15 protein-coding genes are annotated in these 18,741 nt (G+C 57.8%); 6 read left to right on the plus strand and 9 right to left on the minus strand.

The window, feature by feature from the left end:
• The first annotated feature begins 9 nt into the window (after nucleotides 1-9).
• Nucleotides 10-960: a transaldolase gene (gene tal, locus JEM67_RS20115; protein WP_004947767.1), complete on the plus strand. Its 951-nt coding sequence runs from the start codon at nucleotides 10-12 to the stop codon at nucleotides 958-960.
• Nucleotides 961-977: 17 nt separating this feature from the next.
• Nucleotides 978-2,972 (plus strand): transketolase, encoded by a 1,995-nt coding sequence (gene tkt, locus JEM67_RS20120; RefSeq protein ID WP_426406333.1) that lies wholly within the window; start codon nucleotides 978-980, stop codon nucleotides 2,970-2,972.
• Nucleotides 2,973-3,045: 73 nt separating this feature from the next.
• On the opposite strand, the gene nudK is transcribed toward tkt, so the two are convergent.
• The 6 genes from nudK to napF all read right to left on the minus strand — a co-directional run bounded on the left by nudK (nucleotide 3,046) and on the right by napF (nucleotide 8,116).
• Nucleotides 3,046-3,621, minus strand: a complete 576-nt coding sequence (gene nudK, locus JEM67_RS20125; RefSeq protein WP_199634653.1) for a GDP-mannose pyrophosphatase NudK — start codon at nucleotides 3,619-3,621, stop codon at nucleotides 3,046-3,048.
• 130 nt (nucleotides 3,622-3,751) lie between these two features.
• Entirely contained in the window at nucleotides 3,752-4,369 is a 618-nt protein-coding gene (gene napC / locus JEM67_RS20130; RefSeq protein WP_199634654.1) for a cytochrome c-type protein NapC, read from the minus strand.
• 11 nt (nucleotides 4,370-4,380) lie between these two features.
• On the minus strand, nucleotides 4,381-4,830 hold the full coding sequence (gene napB / locus JEM67_RS20135) for a nitrate reductase cytochrome c-type subunit (RefSeq protein ID WP_199634655.1): 450 nt from the start codon (nucleotides 4,828-4,830) through the stop codon (nucleotides 4,381-4,383).
• A 52-nt stretch (nucleotides 4,831-4,882) separates the two neighbouring features.
• Nucleotides 4,883-7,369 (minus strand): nitrate reductase catalytic subunit NapA, encoded by a 2,487-nt coding sequence (gene napA / locus JEM67_RS20140; RefSeq protein ID WP_199634656.1) that lies wholly within the window; start codon nucleotides 7,367-7,369, stop codon nucleotides 4,883-4,885.
• Nucleotides 7,366-7,629, minus strand: coding sequence for a chaperone NapD (gene napD / locus JEM67_RS20145; protein ID WP_013814034.1), 264 nt, complete (start codon nucleotides 7,627-7,629; stop codon nucleotides 7,366-7,368). Before napD ends, napA begins: the two co-directional genes overlap by 4 nt.
• Nucleotides 7,622-8,116: a ferredoxin-type protein NapF gene (gene napF / locus JEM67_RS20150; protein WP_199634657.1), complete on the minus strand. Its 495-nt coding sequence runs from the start codon at nucleotides 8,114-8,116 to the stop codon at nucleotides 7,622-7,624. Before napF ends, napD begins: the two co-directional genes overlap by 8 nt.
• A gap of 360 nt (nucleotides 8,117-8,476) precedes the next feature.
• Here napF and narQ point away from each other — a divergent pair, with 360 nt between their 5' ends.
• Both narQ and narL read left to right on the plus strand, forming a co-directional pair.
• A complete protein-coding gene (narQ, locus tag JEM67_RS20155) occupies nucleotides 8,477-10,159 on the plus strand; it encodes a nitrate/nitrite two-component system sensor histidine kinase NarQ (protein WP_199634658.1) in 1,683 nt (560 codons plus the stop codon).
• Between the two features lie 150 nt (nucleotides 10,160-10,309).
• Nucleotides 10,310-10,942, plus strand: coding sequence for a two-component system response regulator NarL (gene narL / locus JEM67_RS20160; protein ID WP_199634659.1), 633 nt, complete (start codon nucleotides 10,310-10,312; stop codon nucleotides 10,940-10,942).
• A 27-nt stretch (nucleotides 10,943-10,969) separates the two neighbouring features.
• Here narL and JEM67_RS20165 read toward each other — a convergent pair whose 3' ends face one another.
• On the minus strand, nucleotides 10,970-11,248 hold the full coding sequence (locus JEM67_RS20165) for a winged helix-turn-helix domain-containing protein (RefSeq protein ID WP_013814038.1): 279 nt from the start codon (nucleotides 11,246-11,248) through the stop codon (nucleotides 10,970-10,972).
• Between the two features lie 281 nt (nucleotides 11,249-11,529).
• Between JEM67_RS20165 and acrD the strand changes: the two genes are divergently transcribed.
• Nucleotides 11,530-14,664 carry a multidrug efflux RND transporter permease AcrD gene (acrD, locus tag JEM67_RS20170; protein ID WP_013814039.1) on the plus strand — a complete coding sequence of 1,045 codons (3,135 nt, stop codon included), beginning with the start codon at nucleotides 11,530-11,532 and terminating at the stop codon, nucleotides 14,662-14,664.
• 243 nt (nucleotides 14,665-14,907) lie between these two features.
• On the opposite strand, the gene ypfM is transcribed toward acrD, so the two are convergent.
• Both ypfM and JEM67_RS20180 read right to left on the minus strand, forming a co-directional pair.
• Complete coding sequence (gene ypfM / locus JEM67_RS20175) at nucleotides 14,908-14,967, minus strand: protein YpfM (RefSeq protein WP_100396732.1); 60 nt, start codon at nucleotides 14,965-14,967, stop codon at nucleotides 14,908-14,910.
• A 261-nt stretch (nucleotides 14,968-15,228) separates the two neighbouring features.
• Complete coding sequence (locus JEM67_RS20180) at nucleotides 15,229-17,268, minus strand: TonB-dependent receptor domain-containing protein (RefSeq protein WP_199634660.1); 2,040 nt, start codon at nucleotides 17,266-17,268, stop codon at nucleotides 15,229-15,231.
• A 393-nt stretch (nucleotides 17,269-17,661) separates the two neighbouring features.
• Here JEM67_RS20180 and JEM67_RS20185 point away from each other — a divergent pair, with 393 nt between their 5' ends.
• Nucleotides 17,662-18,732 carry a YncE family protein gene (locus JEM67_RS20185; protein ID WP_199634661.1) on the plus strand — a complete coding sequence of 357 codons (1,071 nt, stop codon included), beginning with the start codon at nucleotides 17,662-17,664 and terminating at the stop codon, nucleotides 18,730-18,732.
• The last annotated feature ends 9 nt before the right edge of the window (nucleotides 18,733-18,741 follow it).

The following is an 18,741-nucleotide window of genomic DNA, read 5'->3' on the forward strand; positions in this document are numbered from 1 at the left end:
AGCGTATAAATGAACCAATTAGATGCACTCAAGCAGCTGACGACGGTTGTGGCCGACAGCGGCGATATTGAATCCATCCGCCAGTTCGAACCCCAGGACGCCACTACCAACCCTTCGCTGATCCTGAAAGCCGCGGCGCTACCGCAATATAAGCCACTGATCGTCGAAGCGCTGAACTATGCCCGCCAACAGGGCGGCAGCAAAGAAACCCAGCTGATTAACGCCGGCGACAAACTGGCGGTCAACATTGGCGTCGAGATCCTGAAAAGTGTGCCGGGCCGTATCTCCACCGAAGTGGACGCCCGTTTGTCGTTCGATCGCGGCATGTGCGTAGCCAAAGCACGCAAACTGATTGGCCTGTATCAGGAACAGGGCATCGACAAGTCCCGCATCCTGATCAAACTGGCATCAACCTGGGAAGGCATCAAAGCCGCCGAGGAACTGGAAAAAGAAGGCATCAACACCAACCTGACGCTGCTGTTCTCCTTCGCCCAGGCTCGCGCCTGTGCCGAAGCCGGCGTGTTCCTGATTTCACCTTTCGTCGGCCGCATCTATGACTGGTACCAGGCCAAGCAGCCTGCCGCCGAGTACGACGCCGAGCAGGATCCGGGCGTGAAATCGGTGCGCACCATTTATGAATACTACAAACAGCACCGCTACCAGACGGTAATCATGGGTGCCAGCTTCCGCAAGGTGGAGCAGATCCTGGCCCTGGCCGGTTGCGATCGTCTGACCATAGCGCCGAACCTGCTGGAACAGCTCAAGCACAGCGAGCAACCGGTCGAGCGTAAACTGACGCCGTCCACCGAAGGTTTCTACCAACCCGCCCCACTGGCCGAAGCCGAATTCCGCTGGCTGCATAATCAGGACGCCATGGCAGTTGAGAAACTGGCCGAAGGTATCCGCCTGTTCGCCGTCGACCAGCAGAAGCTGGAAGACATGCTGGCCGCTGAACTGTAATTATTTTGGAGTTATGAATGTCCTCTCGTAAGCAACTCGCCAACGCCATCCGCGCACTCAGCATGGACGCCGTCCAAAAAGCAAATTCCGGCCATCCGGGCGCACCTATGGGCATGGCGGACATCGCCGAAGTCCTGTGGCGCGACTACATGAACCACAACCCGACCAACCCGCACTGGGCTGACCGCGACCGCTTCGTGCTGTCCAATGGCCACGGCTCCATGTTGATTTACAGCCTGCTGCACCTCACCGGCTACGACCTGCCGATGAGCGAGCTGGAAAACTTCCGTCAGCTGCATTCCAAAACCCCGGGCCACCCCGAGTACGGCTACACCCCTGGCGTCGAAACCACCACCGGCCCGCTGGGCCAGGGCATCGCCAACGCCGTCGGGTTCGCCATTGCCGAACGTACCCTGGGCGCGCAGTTCAACCGCCCGGGCCATGACATCGTCGACCACCACACCTACGCCTTTATGGGTGACGGCTGCATGATGGAAGGCATCTCCCACGAAGTCTGTTCGCTGGCCGGTACCCTCAAGCTCGGCAAACTGACCGCGTTCTACGATGACAACGGCATCTCCATCGACGGTCACGTGGAAGGCTGGTTCACCGACGACACCGCCGAGCGCTTCGAAGCCTACGGCTGGCACGTGGTGCGCCACGTCGACGGCCACAACCCGGACGCCATCAAGGCGGCCATTGAAGAAGCCCGCAAGGTCACCGACAAGCCGTCCCTGCTGATGTGCAAGACCGTGATTGGTTTCGGTTCCCCGAACAAGGCCGGTACCCACGACGTGCACGGCGCTGCGCTGGGCGCCGCCGAAGTGGCCGCCACCCGCGAAGCCCTGGGCTGGAAATACGCCGCCTTTGAAATCCCGCAGGACATCTATGCCCAGTGGGACGCCAAAGAAGCCGGCCAGGCCAAAGAGTCTGCCTGGAACGACAAGTTCGCCGCCTATGCCAGCGCCTTCCCGGAACTGGCTGCCGAGTTCACCCGCCGTGTGAACGGCGAACTGCCGGCCAACTGGAAAGCTGACGCGCAGAAATTCGTTGAGCAGCTGCAGGCCAACCCGGCCAACATCGCCAGCCGTAAGGCCTCGCAGAACGCGCTGGAAGCCTTCGGCAAGGTATTGCCGGAATACCTCGGCGGCTCGGCCGACCTGGCGCCAAGCAACCTGACGATGTGGTCCGGCTCTAAACCGCTCAATGAAGACCTGGCGGGCAACTACATTCACTACGGCGTGCGCGAGTTCGGCATGACCGCCATCACCAACGGCATCGCGCTGCACGGCGGTTTCCTGCCGTACTCCGCGACCTTCCTGATGTTCGTGGAATACGCCCGTAACGCGGTGCGCATGGCGGCGCTGATGAAAATCCGCAACGTGTTCGTTTACACCCACGACTCCATCGGTCTGGGCGAAGACGGCCCGACGCACCAGCCGGTCGAGCAAATCGCCAGCCTGCGCGTGACCCCGAACATGAGCACCTGGCGCCCGTGTGACCAGGTGGAATCGGCGATTGCCTGGCAGTACGGCATCGAGCGCAACGACGGCCCGACCACGCTGATTTTCTCGCGCCAGAACCTGACCCAGCAGCCGCGTAACGCCGAACAACTGGCGAACGTGTACCGCGGCGGCTACGTGCTGAAAGACTGCGCGGGCACGCCGGACGTGATTTTGATTGCGACCGGTTCGGAAGTGGGCATCACGGTGGACGCGGCAGACAAGCTGAGTGCAGCGGGCACGAAAGTGCGCGTGGTGTCGATGCCGTCGACGGACGCGTTCGACAAGCAGGATGCGGCCTACCGTGAATCGGTGCTGCCGGCGGCAGTATCGGCGCGCGTGGCGGTGGAAGCGGGTATCGCGGATTACTGGTACAAGTATGTGGGCCTGAACGGCGCCATCGTGGGTATGACCAGCTTCGGCGAGTCGGCCCCGGCAGACCAGCTGTTCAAAGAGTTCGGTTTCACCGTGGACAACGTGGTGGCCAGGGCACAGGCGCTGCTGAAGTAAGTCACGGCAGGGGGAGGCGCAGGCCGCGCCCTGAACATGATGACGCCAGGCCCGGCAAAGTTGCCGGGCTTTTTTATGCCATAACTTGGTGAATTTGCAGGTATTGCAGCAACATAATGGTTTTACCGTCTTTGATCCTGCCGTCGGCGATCATCGCCACCGCCTCGGTGAACGGCAGCTCCACCACTTCGATATCTTCGTCTTCGATACCGCCGCCGGCGGCACAGCGCTCATCGTCATGGTATTCGGCGATAAAGAAATGCACGATCTCGGTCACGCCGCCCGGCGACATGTAGGCCTCGAAAATCTTCTTCACGTCACCGACCTGAAAACCGGTTTCCTCCACCGCTTCACGGCGCGCGCACTGCTCCGGAGAGTCGGCATCCAGCAGGCCGGCGCAGGCTTCCAGCAGCATGCCGCTGTCGTTGCCGTTGACGTAGGTCGGCATGCGGAACTGATTGGTCAGCACCACCGTACCCTTGGCGCGGTTATACAGCAAAATGGTGGCGCCATTGCCGCGATCGTACACCTCGCGCATCTGCTGAACGGAACCGCCATCCTTGCGCTTCAAATCAAAGGTGTACTTGTGCAGTACATACCAGTTATTCGACAGCAGCTCTTTCTTCACATTCTCAATTTTCGCCGACATGAACCCTTCTTCTTTTCCGTTAGCTGGATCGCAAAAATGATACCGCGATTGAGTCCCCAAGCGACAACGGATTTGCAACAAAAAACCCCGCGGCTCCGGGAGAGCGACGGGGCTATGGATCTTGAAGGGTTTAAAACCCGTTGGGAACGTCGCGCATATCCGGCAGTTTGTGGGCGATGCCCTTATGGCAATCGATACAGGTTTTGCCTTCGGTTATCGCCTTGTCATGCATCTTCGCCGCCACGGTTTTCTGCGCGGTGAAGTCCATATACTCGAAGTTATGGCAGTTACGGCACTCCTGCGAATCGTTGGCCTTCATCCGCGCCCATTCGTTGCTGGCCATCGCCAACCGGTGCTGGTCAAACTTCTGCGGCGTATCGATCAGGCCGAACGCCTTGGCGTACAGCTCCTTGCTGGCCTTCAGTTTGCGCAGCATTTTCGGTGCCCACTCATGCGGTACGTGGCAATCCGGGCAGGTAGCGCGTACGCCGCTGCGGTTGTTGTAATGCACCGTGCCCATGTATTCCTCATACACGTTTTCGCGCATTTCGTGGCAACCGATACAGAACTGCTCGGTATTCGCCGCTTCCATGCCGGTATTAAAACTGCCCCAGAAGATAATCCCGGAACCAAAACCCAGCAGCAACAACGTGCCCAGGGCCAGGCGGCTGGGCCTGCGCCACCAGCGCCACAGCCGCAGCAACGGGCCGGCTTTTTTTTCGGTCGGGGTGTGATCAGGTTCTGCCATAAGGCCTCCGTTTAGCGCCCAAAGCCCGGCATGGGCTGGAAATCATTGCCGACAATCGGCGCCGCGTCGGTTTGCGGCACGTGGCACTGCAGGCAGAAATAACGGCGCGGCGCGACGTCGCTCAGCACCCGGCCATCACGATCCATAAAGTGCGTCGGGCTGATACGCGGCGCGCCTGTGGTGCGGTAATGCTCCACCCCGTGGCACTGCAGGCAGCGGTTGGTGTTTTTGCTGACCTGATAACCGTCCACGCTGTGCGGGATCATCGGCGGCTGATTGACATAGTTCAGCGCCATCCGTTCCTGCTGTTTAGGCGCGGAGATTGGCCCGACGGCGGTGGCGGAGACCTCCGGCGACTGGTTGAGATCGACATCGCCGGCGGCAAAGGCCGGGCCGGCAAAGGCCAGCAACAACGCCGCCGCCCACAGGACAAGCGTCTTTTTCACGACAGGGCTTTTCATTTTTATTCGGCTCCCGGGTAATAAAATGGGTGTTGAACGCACCAAGGCGCACTCACACCTTCTCCAGCTTCACCGCGCATTTCTTGAAATCGACCTCTTTCGATAGCGGATCGGTGGCGTCCAGCGTCAGGGTGTTCACCAACTGCGCGGCATCAAAGAACGGCATATACACCAACCCACGTGGCGGACGATTGCGACCACGGGTTTCGACCGTGCTGATCACCTCGCCACGGCGCGACAACACTTTGACCTTATCGCCACGGCGCAGATTACGGCTCTTGGCATCCAGAGGATGGATAAACAGCACCGCCTCAGGGAAGGCGCGATGCAGCTCCGGCACCCGCCGGGTCATCGAACCGGTATGCCAGTGTTCCAGCACGCGGCCGGTAGACAGCCAAAGGTCGTATTCACCGTCCGGGCTTTCCGCCGCCGGTTCAAACGGCAGCGCGAAGATCACCGCCTTGCCGTCCGGTTTGCCGTAGAAACGCACCGCTTCCCCCGCTTTGACATAAGGATCGGTACCTTCGCGGTAACGCCACAGCGTCTCTTTGCCATCGACCACCGGCCAGCGCAGCCCGCGCGCCTGATGGTACATATCGAACGCCGCCAGATCGTGGCCATGGCCGCGGCCAAAACCGGCATATTCTTCGAACAACCCTTTTTGCAGATAGAAGCCAAAGGCGCGCGCCTCATCGTTGAGCTGGTCCGCCGGGATTTCCGTCAGCGGGTATTTATTCACCTCGCCGTTGGCGAACAGGACGTCGTACAGCGTTTTGCCCCGGTATTGCGGGTTTTGTTCCAGCAGTTGCGCCGGCCACACCTCTTCCACCGTGAATCGCTTGGCGAACTCCACCAGTTGCCACAGATCGGATTTGGCCTCGCCCGGCGCTTTCACCTGCTGGCGCCAGAACTGGGTGCGGCGCTCCGCATTGCCGTAAGCGCCCTCTTTCTCCACCCACATGGCGGTCGGCAGGATCAGGTCGGCGGCCAGAGCGCTGACGGTCGGATAGGGATCCGACACCACCACAAAGTTGCGCGGATCGCGCCAACCCGGCATCCGTTCCTCATTGATGTTCGGCCCGGCCTGCATGTTGTTGTTGCACATCACCCAGTAAGCGTTCAACGTGCCGTCTTTCAGCGCACGGTCCTGCGCTACCGCATGCAGCCCGACTTTTGCCGGAATGATACCGGCCGGCAACTGCCATTTCTGTTCGGCTGTCTGTCGGTGTTTTTCGTTGGTGACCACCATGTCGGCCGGCAGACGGTGGGCAAAGGTACCTACCTCGCGCGCGGTGCCGCAAGCGGAAGGCTGGCCGGTCAACGAGAACGGCCCGCAGCCCGGTTTGGCGATCTTGCCGGTCAACAGATGCAGGTTGTAACACAGGTTATTGGCCCAAACGCCGCGCGTATGCTGGTTGAAACCCATGGTCCAGTACGACACCACCTTGATGTTCGGATCGGCATACAGCTTCGCCAGCGCTTCCAACTGGTCTTTCGGCACGCCGCTCATTTCCGCCGTTTTATCCAGCGTATATTCGGCGACAAAAGCCTTGTACGCCTCAAAGCTCATCGGTTCCGAGGCATCGCTGCCCGGATTCCTGGCCGCTTTTTCCAGCGGGTGGGTCGGGCGCAGGCCGTAACCGATATCCGTCGCCCCCCGGCGGAAATTGACGTGCCGATTGAGGAAATCCTGATCTATCGCGTTGTTTTGAATGATATAGTTGGCGATATAGTTCATGATCGCCAGATCGGTCTGCGGCGTGAACACCATGCCGTTATCCGCCAGTTCGAAGCTGCGGTGCTCATACGTCGACAATACCGATACGTTGACCTTCTCGTTGCTCAGACGGCGATCGGTAATGCGCGACCACAGGATCGGGTGCATTTCCGCCATGTTGGAGCCCCACAGCACGAAGGCGTCAGCCTGCTCGATATCGTCATAGCAGCCCATCGGCTCGTCCATGCCGAAGGTGCGCATAAAACCCACCACAGCCGAAGCCATGCAATGGCGGGCGTTCGGATCCAGGTTATTGGTGCGCAACCCAGCCTTGAACAGTTTGGCGGCGGCATAGCCTTCCCACACCGTCCACTGGCCGGAGCCGAACATGCCCACCGCGTCGGGCCCCTTCTCCTTCAAAGCCTGTTTGAATTTTTCGGCCATGACGTCGAAAGCCTGTTCCCAACTGACGGGGGTAAACTCGCCTTCTTTATGGTACTGACCGGCTTTCATACGCAGCAGCGGCTGGGTCAGGCGATCTTTGCCGTACATGATTTTCGGCAGGAAATAGCCTTTGATGCAGCTCAACCCACGGTTGACCGCCGCATCCGGATCCCCCTGCGAGGCGACGATACGGCCATTTTGGGTACCGACCAGCACACCGCAGCCGGTGCCGCAGAAGCGACAGGGTGCCTTGTCCCATTTGATGGCATCCGCGCTGCCCGCCACCGCCTGCGCTACCGTTGGAATTGTCAGCCCGGCCGCTGCCGCAGCGGCCACCGCGGCGTTAGCCTTCATGAAGTCTCGACGACTGAGTTTCATGGCGTTACCTCACCTTGCAAGTCCTGCTGGTGATAAACCAGCGATACCGCCAGCACGCCGTCCAGATTGCGCACTGACTCAATTTTTTCCAGCAGCGCCTGGGAGCAAGCCGCCTGCATCACTACCACCAGCTTGCCCTGCGGGCGATCCTGCACCGGGATTTCCGTGTCCGCTATCGCCAGCAGCGCCGTGACAAGCCGTGGAATTTTTTCCGGTCGGGCCTGTACCACCAACCCACTTACGTGCCATTCGTTATTCATTGTTTTCGCTCCGAATTAGGGTAACGGCATTCACCGGGCACCCGGCGACACAGGCGCCGCAGCCGTTGCAGGTCGCCGTATCCAGCATGGGCTGCGCCATCTCGCCCAGCCGCGGTCGGAAGCGGATCGCCTGCGGCTCGCAGTTGTCCTGGCAACTGCGGCATTCAACGCCCCTGCGCGCCAGGCAATCGGCGCCAAACGCCGCATAGTGCCGCCAGGGGGTTTCCGCCAGCGGGCGAAACAGCGGCACTTCGCAGGCCTGTGCGCAACGCCCGCAAAACGTGCATTCCGCCCGCTGGAAATCAATCTCGGGAAAGCCACCGCTACCGCCGATCAGCACGCCGGTTTCACAGGCGCGAATGCAGGCCTGGCAGCGGGTGCAACCGGCAATAAAAAGGGATTCTTGATGCGACCACGGGGGGCGGATCGCCGCCGAAGAGAGACGCCATTGTCCGCCGAGCAGCCTGCGCCGCGACAATACGGTCATGCTGTTTATCCTTGAGGTTGCAAACATACCCACACGCCAGTTTGCGGGCAGCGGCTATAGCCTATGGATTTAAAACCCTGAAAAATACGGGGGTAACATAAGAGGAGTCCAAGGGGTATATAATCACTCTTTAGGGGTAAATGCGGGGGTAGCTTGCGCCAGATCAATCTATTACTGTGCTTAAGGGTATTTAGCCGCCCTCTTTTTACTCAATCGCTATCTATTTAATTATACAACGAACGTTTTTTCCGTTGCTTACATCTTGAGATAAAACCCGGCGAATTTTAGTTGCAAAACTTATAATTTTGCTTTCGAATGAAACCTGACGATGCGCATCGCCCGTGAGAAAAGGATCCGTGATTGCTTGTTAAACGTTCAGTGACCGGTAGCCTGGCCAAGGTGCTGTTTTGCATCGTTATTTTGTCCGTTATCTCCACCGGGCTGGCGTTGACCACCGTCGCCGGCAGCCTGCGAGACGCCGAAGCGGTAAATATCGCCGGTTCGCTGCGCATGCAGAGTTATCGGTTGGCTTACGATCTCACCCGGCAGGCTACGGGGCTGGATCAGCATCTGCAGCAATATCAACAATCCCTGCAGGCCCCGGCGCTGCAAAAGCTGGATCGTTTTTACGTGCCTGCCGACGTCCGTGAGAAATACCTGTCGCTGCAGCAAACCTGGCAACGGCTGGCGCGGCAGATCCAGGCCGGACAGTCGGCTGACTATCAGGCCAACGTCGCCGGTTACGTTAACCAGATTGACCATTTCGTTTTAGCGCTGCAACGCTATTCCGAACTCAAGCTGGCCATAGTGGCGACCATCAGCGTGGTGGGTTATATCGCCATTATCGGGCTGGTGCTGTTTTGCATTCGCTTTATGCGCCGCCAGGTCGTGGCACCGCTGAAACACCTGGTGGATGCCAGCCAGCGCGTGCAACAGCGAGATTTTCACCACCCGCAGTTGGATGTTGCGCTGCCGAACGAGTTGGGCGTGCTGTCGCAGGCCTTTGCCGCCATGTCGGACGATCTGGCCAAGCTGTATCAGTCTCTTGAGTTAAAGGTTCAGGAGAAAACCCAGCGTTTGCAACAGGCGAACGAGACGCTCGAAGTACTCTACAACTGCTCACAGGCGCTGAGCGTGCGGCAAATTGGCAGGCAGGCCTTTGAGCAGGTCCTGCACATCGTGCGCCAGAGCGAGCAGTTGCTCTGCATCCGGCTGAACGTGGCGGACAGCCTCAGCGAATGGCAACTGACCAGCGGCACGCCGTCGCCAACGCAGGCCTGGCAACGGCTTACCATCGTTCAGGACGGCAAGCCGCTGGGGGAACTGTGTTGGCAACACCAGGATCAACCGCCGCATCCGCATTTGATGCAAAGCGTGGCTAACATGCTGAGCCGCGGCGTTTATTTCAATCGCGCGCAGAAACAGCACATGCAGTTTTTGCTGATGGACGAACGCGCCACCATCGCCCGCGAGCTGCACGATTCATTGGCCCAGGCGCTGTCGTTTTTGCGCATTCAGTTGACGTTGCTTAAACGCACGCTGGCGGGCGGTTCATCGCAGGCGCAGGAGATCATTAACGATTTTGACCGCGCGCTGGCCGACGCCTACCGCCAGTTGCGCGAGTTGCTGACCACCTTCCGCCTGAACATTCAGGAGGCCGATTTGAACGCCGCGCTGCACCAATTGCTGGCACCATTAAAGGTTCTAACCGGCGCGCGGATTCAGTTACACTGTCGGCTTTCCTCCCAGGCGCTCGATGCCCAACAACAGGTACATGCGTTGCAGATTGTGCGGGAAGCGGTGGTCAACGCCATCAAACATGCCGATGCGCGGGAGATAGTGATCCGTTGCGAAGTCACCACGGGCGGTGATAACGCCATCAGCATTGTCGACGACGGCTGCGGCATCGCCAGCCTGAGTGAGCCGGAAGGTCACTATGGGCTGACCATCATGAGCGAACGCGCTGCGCGACTGGGAGGCACGCTGCTCATCCAGCGAGGTAACCCCAAGGGCACGGAAGTCCGGTTGACTTTTCCGCCATAAATCGGGGCCATTCGCCCCCGTTACGTTTTAGGCGGGGATGAAGGCTATTTCAGGACGTTGATTGCCACTATTTTACAAGAGTCTGTCCCACTGTGAAGCGCGCTGCACAGCGTGTTTGAGTGGCTTTACTCGCTACAGGGAGCATATGTCATGGTGATGAAGAATTACCGAGTATTGATCGTCGACGACCATCCTCTGATGCGCCGCGGCATCAAACAGCTGCTGGGGCTGGACCCGTGGTTTACCGTGGTGGCCGAAGCCAGTGACGGCAACGAGGCCATTGCCCTCGCGTTGCAGCACACGCCGGACGTGATCCTGCTCGATCTGAATATGAAAGGGCTGTCCGGTCTGGACACGTTGAAAGCGCTGCGCAATGAGGCCGTCGATGCGCGCATCATCGTGCTGACGGTTTCCGATTCGCGCAGCGACGTCTATGCGCTGATCGACGCCGGTGCCGACGGTTATCTGCTGAAAGACAGTGAACCGGAACAGCTGCTGGAACATATTCGCGCGGCGTCGGAAGGCCAGAACGTGATCAGCGATGCGGTGGCGGACTATCTGTCATCCCGCAGCGAACAGCACGATCCCTTCGCCGAACTGACCGAACGCGAGCTGGACGTGTTGCAGGAAGTGGCGCGCGGCATGTCAAACAAACAGGTGGCGGCACAGCTGCACATTTCCGAAGAAACGGTGAAAGTGCATATCCGCAACATGCTGCGCAAACTGGACGTCCGTTCACGCGTGGCGGCGACGGTGATGTATCTGGAACACAAGAGTCAATGATGCTTCCCCCGGCATGCCGGGGAAAGTCTATTCGATGGCGGCAAACAGCGCCTGATGATGCTGGTGGATCCAGCTCTTGTTGAGTGGCCCCCAGTTTTCCAACTGGTAAAAACCGTCGTTATTGCGCACGCCCTGCTGCACGAACTGCAACTCCACCCCCAGGCCAGGCAAGGCTTTCAGCACATCTTGCAGCGTACGGCGCGGCCAGCCGGTCAATTCCATCAGACGCGGGACGTTTGGCCGTTCACTGTGGCTGATCAGCCAACACAGATAAAGGCGACGGGCAAATACCGGGTTAATTTCCATGCCAAGCTCCTGCTTTGCGGTGAGTCCTGATTGTTTTCCGGGAACCTTGATCGGCCAGGCCCTTGATAGTCATAAAATTGTCTTAATGACGTTTTTCACTGGCATTGGGACGTCATTGCCGATTTCTACTACCGTTATTTACATTATCTCCTTTTTTTCTCCACGCTTTACTCCCCCTTCGCGAGTAAAGTGCAATAACGCCGGAATCCTTCCCAGCCGCTGGTAAACGCAATCCAGATGCGTCTTAAAGATAGAACAAGTCATAACGAGGTTCGCGCTGCATGGCCAATTTTTTTATTGATCGCCCGATTTTCGCCTGGGTTTTGGCAATTATTCTTTGCCTGACCGGCGCTTTGGCGATCTTTTCCTTACCCGTTGAACAATATCCGGACCTCGCGCCGCCGAACGTTCGCATTAGCGCCACTTACCCTGGCGCCTCTGCGCAAACGCTGGAAAACACCGTTACCCAGATTATCGAACAGAACATGACCGGGCTGGACAACATGATGTACATGTCGTCGCAGAGCACCAACACCGGGCGAGCCACGGTGACGCTGACCTTTGAGGCCGGCACTGATCCCAACGAGGCGATGCAGCAGGTGCAAAACCAACTGCAGGCGGCGATTAAACGGCTGCCGCAGGCGGTGCAAACTCAGGGCGTGACGGTATCAAAATCCGGTGATACCACGCTGATGATGGTGGCGTTCGTTTCGACCGACGGCAGCATGGACAAACAGGATATCGCCGATTATCTGGTGTCCAATCTGCAAGATCCGCTCAGCCGCATCAACGGCGTGGGCAGCATGGACGTTTACGGTTCGCAGTACGCCATGCGCATCTGGCTCGATCCCAACAAGCTGACCAGTTACCAGCTCACTACTGAGGACGTGGTCACTGCCATCAAGTCCCAGAATGCCCAGGTGGCGGTCGGCCAGCTCGGCGGCACGCCGTCCGTCGACAAGCAGGCGCTTAACGCCACCATTAACGCCCAGTCGCAACTGCAGACGCCGGAACAGTTCAAGCAAATCACCCTGCGGGTCAATCAGGACGGTTCGCTGGTGACGCTGGGCGATGTCTCCACCATCGAGCTGGGCGGCGAAAACTATGACTTCCTCAGCCGTTATAACGGCATGCAGGCCGCTGGCATGAACATCAAGCTGGCTTCCGGCGCCAACGAGCTGCAGACCGATCAGTTGGTGAAGGACAAAATCGCCGAGCTGTCGCAGTATTTCCCGCACGGACTGGAGGCGAAGGTTGCCTATGAAACCACCCCGTTCGTTAAGGCCTCCATCAAAGACGTGGTGAAAACCCTGCTGGAAGCCATTGTGCTGGTGTTCTTGGTGATGTACCTGTTCTTGCAGAACTTTCGCGCCACGCTGATCCCCACTATCGCCGTGCCGGTCGTATTGCTGGGCACCTTCGCCATTCTTTCCGCCTTCGGATTCAGCATCAACACCCTGACCATGTTCGCCATGGTGCTGGCGATCGGCCTGCTGGTGGATGACGCCATCGTGGTGGTGGAGAACGTCGAGCGTGTGATGAGCGAAGAGGGCCTCCCGCCGCGCGAGGCCACGCGTAAATCCATGGGGCAGATCCAAGGCGCGCTGGTCGGTATCGCCATGGTGCTGTCGGCGGTGTTTATCCCGATGGCATTCTTCGGCGGCACAACCGGCGCGATTTATCGCCAGTTCTCGATCACCATCGTGTCCTCCATGGTGCTGTCTGTACTGGTGGCAATGATCCTGACCCCTGCCCTGTGCGCCACGCTGCTCAAGCCGCTCGCCAAGGGCCATCACCACGGCAAGCGCGGCTTCTTCGGCTGGTTCAACCGCATGTTCAATCGCAATGCCGATCGCTACGAGCGCGGCGTGGCGCGCGTGCTGCATTTCAGCTTGCGTTATATGGCGATTTATCTGCTGCTGCTCGCCGGCATGGCGCTGCTGTTCATCAAGCTACCGAGCTCGTTTCTGCCGCAGGAAGACCGCGGGGTATTCACCGTACAGGTGCAATTGCCGCCGGGTTCGACCCTGCAACAGACCGCCAAGGTGGTGGAAAAAGTCGAGCACTACTTCCTGACCAAAGAAAAGCAGGATGTGCTGTCGGTGTTCTCCACCATCGGTGCCGGGCCGGGCGGTAACGGGCAGAACGTGGCACGCATGTTTATCCGTTTGAAAGACTGGGACCTGCGCACTTCCGGCGCCAATACCTCTTTCGATATCATCGATCGCGCCACCCATGCGTTCAGCAAGATTAACGAGGCGCGGGTGATTGCCAGCAGCCCACCGGCGATTACCGGCCTGGGCAACTCCGCCGGCTTCGATATGGAGCTGGAAGACCACGCCGGGTTGGGCCACGCCAAGCTGATGGCGGCGCGCGACCAACTGCTGCAACTGGCTGGGGACAACCCGCTGCTGGCTCGCGTTCGCCATAACGGCCTGGACGACAGCCCGCAGTTGCAAATCAATATTGATCAACGCAAGGCGCAGGCGCTCGGCGTGGCCGTCGATGACATCAACAACACGCTGTCCACCGCCTGGGGCTCGACCTATGTCAACGACTTTGTCGATCGCGGCCGGGTGAAAAAGGTGTACGTGCAGGCCGCCGCGCCGTTCCGCATGCTGCCTGGCGATATCGACAAATGGTATGTGCGCAACGGCGCAGGCGGCATGGTGCCGTTCTCGGCCTTCTCGACCTCACATTGGGAATATGGCTCCCCGCGCCTGGAGCGTTACAACGGCAGCTCGGCGGTGGAGATCGTCGGCGAGGCGGCGGAAGGCGTCAGCACCGGCACCGCCATGGCCGAAATGGAGAAAATCGTCAGCCAACTGCCGACCGGCTTCGGCCTGGAATGGACCGCCATGTCCTATCAGGAACGGCTCTCCGGCTCGCAGGCACCTGCGCTGTACGCTATCTCGCTGCTGGTGGTGTTCCTGTGTCTGGCTGCGCTGTACGAGAGTTGGTCAATTCCGTTCTCGGTGATGCTGGTGGTGCCGCTCGGGGTGATTGGCGCCGTCGCCGCGACCTGGCTGCGCGGGCTGGAGAATGACGTTTACTTCCAGGTTGGGTTGCTGACCATCATCGGGTTGTCGGCGAAGAACGCCATTCTGATCGTCGAATTCGCCAACGAGCTGAATCACAAAGGGCAGGATTTGATGTCCGCCACACTGGAAGCCTCACGCATGCGCCTGCGGCCGATTTTGATGACCTCGCTGGCCTTTATCTTCGGCGTATTGCCGATGACCATCAGCAGCGGTGCCGGCTCCGGCAGCCAACATGCGGTCGGCACCGGGGTCATGGGCGGCATGATATCCGCCACCCTGCTGGCGATCTTCTTCGTGCCGCTGTTCTTTGTGCTGGTGCGGCGCCGCTTCCCGGGTAAACCCTTGCCGGTAGCAAACGCGGAAAACGCCGAATAGCAGACATAAAAAAGCAGCATCGGCACACCGATGCTGCTTTATCTTGAACGAGAATGTCGTTCCCAAGGTGTTTTCAAATACCGACAAATAAACCATACCCTATACCCTATGAATTTCACGTTGCGGCTAGGCGGCCAGCTTGCTCATCTCCAGGCGCTTACTCCGGTAAGTAACTGGGGTGAGCCAGTGCAGCCAACAACGCTGCAATTTGAAATGCAACGGGTATTCAGTTTCAGCGCAGTGTCAGTTACCTAACATCTCATCGATGAAGTCTTTCCAGTTTCCTAACTCACGATCAACCATAATACTTTACAACCTCAATTATTAGACGAAGCGAATTCTACGCCTGTTTTTTGAGCAAGTGAAGCCTTTCGGGAACGATGCCGGCCACGGAAACCGGGGTTGGCGCACATTTTCGTATTAATCCTACCTCAGGGTATTTCGGCATATTCCCCGTTGCGATAAGCGTCATCGCTACCGCGTGCAGAAAGCATAAAAGCCGGTGCTGCGCCGCAAAATACCGACCGCTACCGGCAAGCGGCCGGGTCAATCACTCAAAAGCGTTTAGAAGTCCACGCGCAAGCCAAGGTTGTAGCGGCGTCCTTCAAGCTGTGGATATTCGCCCCAACTGGTGGTGCGCTTAGGTGCGGTATCGAAAATGTTATACACGCCGGCCATCACCTGAGTGTGCTTGTCCAGGCGGTAAATGACCCCGGCGTCCAACAGAGCATAAGCGCCATAACGGGTATGGTCGCCGGTATCCTCGTTGCGGCTGCGATAATTGACTTTGGACCACAGGTCCAGCACCGAAGCCGCCGCCCACTTAACGGATAAGTTGGCCATGTGTTTCGGGAAGTCATTCAGCGCATAACCCTTATTGACGCCGTTTTTCTGCTCACTTTTGTTGAAGGTGTAGTTGGCGTTGAAGTTCAGCCGATCCGTGGCCTGCCAATCCGCATTGAGCTCCACGCCGTAAACATTAGCCTTGCCGATATTGAAATATTTATCAATGGATTCAGCGCTGTAACCGTTAACCACGCAAGGGGTATTCTCGCTCGCCTCGCAGATATTGACTTCAGCAATCTTGTCCTTGAAATCGGTATAAAATACCGTGCCGTCCAAAGACAGATCGCGGTTGTTATTCCAGTACAGCCCCAGTTCGGTATTCAGGCTGGTTTCTGGCTTCAGCTCGCTGTTGCCTACCGACAGGTAAGGGTAAGGCGGGTTGCTGCCGCGCGGGGTGATGAATTGATCCGAATTTTCCCGCAGCGACGGTTTTTTATAGCCGGAAGAGACCCCGCCCTTGAGCGCCCAGGCTTCGTCCAGCATCCAGTTGCCGTAAAGTTTCGGGCTGATGTGGGTGCCGAAATAATTATCTCGGTCCATGCGCGCCGAGGTGGTCAGCGAGAAGTCATCGATGTTCCACTGCCCTTCGGCGAACAGCGCCCAACTGTCACGAGAAATTTTCGTCACCGGGTCGATGCCCGGCGCCCGTTTGTTGTCGGCGTAGAAGTCGTCATTGAGCGTTTCGCGGCTGTAGTTGCCGCCGAGAGTCAGGTTGTGCTCGCCGAGGCTCAGCTTGGCCTGGCTGTTCAGAACGTAATTCTCGGTCTGAATATGCTGCGGTGCCAGTTGGGCGCTGTGGTAGGTGGATGCGCCTTTCTCATACTGGAAATAGCTGGTGGTAGCGACGGTATCTTCCGCATACCAGCCCGAGTGGGTCAGGCTGAGTGCGTCGCGATCGAAGTCCCATCCCCAGGGCGTGCCGCCGCCTTTGGCCGAACGACTGCGCTTTTTCTCCCCTTTGGCGAGGTTCAGGTCGAACAGGTTGGTTTCGTTGGCGGCAAAGCCCAATGTCATGTCGAGGGACTTTTTGTTGTTCTTGCTGAAAGCGTTGGGTTTTTCATCTTCGCGGCGATCGAGATAATCTGCCGAAAGGTTTAGCCCCAGCACGTCAGGCACCAGCGGTCCCATCAGGAACAGGTTGGCCTGCTGAGTATTGCCGAAATCCTGATGTTGCTGCAGGAAGCTGTTACCGGCAACGGACCCTATCCATTCCCGCACGCCAAACGGCTTTTTGGTGATCACGTTGACCACGCCGCCAATGGAGTCGGAGCCATACAACGAGGACATCGGGCCGCGGATCACCTCAATGCGTTCAATGGCGGCCAAGGGCGGCAAAAAGCTGGCTTCGGTACCGATATTCTGGCCATACGGGCGCGACTCGCCGGTATTTTGCTTGATACTGTTCACCATGAACGAGGTGTAACTCGAGTCCATGCCGCGGATCATGATATCCCCTGAAACCTCGCTGCCGGCACCGCTGCTGACGAACACCCCGGAGACATCCTGCACCGCTTCGGCGACATCGCGGCTGTTTTGCTTTTCGAAAGATTTTTTATCGATAACCGAGATACTGGCGGGCGCATATTTCTTGTTCTGTTTGAACCCGGAGGCCGTAACCACCAGTTGGTCTTCCTGCGAAGCGCTATTTTCCTTCTCGGCCCCCTCTTCCTGCGCGTAAACCTGAGGCGCGCCCATCAATGCCAGAGCAATGACCGTCGCGATGCTGGAGCGTTTTCCCATGGATTGTTGATAAATCATCACTGTTCCTAATCGAGCCTGTTTCCGGTTGGTGTTGTAGCTCACAAAGCGCCCAATGCGGCAAACGTAGAGCGCGGGTACGACCTTGACCGCCACTGCGCACGGCGCTGTACCCGCTTCTGAATGTTGTATTTTCATTTACAGTTCTTAACAAAAGCCGGGCGAATATAGCGGAGATCCGCCAACAATAAAAACGAAATGAAAATCATTACAATGAATAAACAAGCAAAAAAAAGGCGTAACAAACAGAACAAAAAATTCGATAATTTAAATAAACGTGTTTTATTTCAATAAGTAAAACAAAATCAGATCAATGATTAATTAAATGATATTGATATCAATTATCAATATCATTAGCATCAACAAATCGTAAATTGATGTAAAGGAATGTCTATGTCGATGCACCTGATCGCCCCAACCAAAGGTTTTTCTCTCAGCGCCCTGACGTCTGCCCTGCTGCTGTGGTCTTGCTCAACGCTGGCTGCCGAACTGCCCGAAAGTCATTTTCAGACCAAACCGGTAGGATATGGCCTGTACGAACTGGCTTTTGACGACGAAAACAACACCCTGTTTGCCGCCTCTACGCCGTCATTCGCAAAAGGGAAAAACACCGGTATCGTCTACCGGATCAACCCGGCCACACTGGCCACCGACGCCAATATCCTGACCCAGCGCCGCGCCTTCGCCACCGCGTTGGATGAACAGCGGCATCTGCTGTATATCGGCAATACCGTGGATGGTTCGGTGACGGTGATCGACACCCAGACAGGCAAAGAACTCGCCACTATCCAGCTCGATGAAAGCGTGAAAGAAGACCAGTTCACGCCAACGCGCGAAATGGTGCTCGATAAGAAAAACCAGCGTTTGTATGTCTCCGGCACCGCGAAAAAAGGCGTGTTGTGGGTTATCGATACCGCCAATCGGAAGAAGATCGCCACCCTGAGCAACATGGGCGAATACCCGACCGGCATTGCGCTGGACAGCGAACATGGCCGTCTCTACTGCGTCAACGGTGGTGGCGAACTGATCACCCTGGACACCGCCAGCCACAAAATCCTGAAACGCGTGGTGGTTGAACCCGCCAAGAAACACTTCTTCCTCAACATCAGTCTGGACAGCAAAACCGGCCGCGCTTTCATCACCGATCCCGATCTGCCGAAGGTGCTGGTTGTCGATGTGAATAGCGGGAAAATCCTCCACCAGATTGACGTGATCAATTCCCTGGCGGTGTTGTTCAACCCGGCGCGCAATGAGATCTACATCAGCCACCGTGAAGCCAAGCGCATCAGCATCGTTGACAGCAACAGCTACCAGGTAAAAAACAGCATCACTACCACCGCCTTGCCCAATAGCCTCGCGCTGTCCGCAGACGGCAATACGCTCTTCGCCAGCATCAAGCAGTCCAAGGAAGAGATGGAGAAAAAGCAGGACTACCTGATTAAGATCAACCTTGGCGGACTGTGAGACTTATCC

The organism is Serratia sp. PAMC26656 (assembly GCF_016469055.2).
Taxonomy (GTDB): domain Bacteria; phylum Pseudomonadota; class Gammaproteobacteria; order Enterobacterales; family Enterobacteriaceae; genus Serratia; species Serratia plymuthica.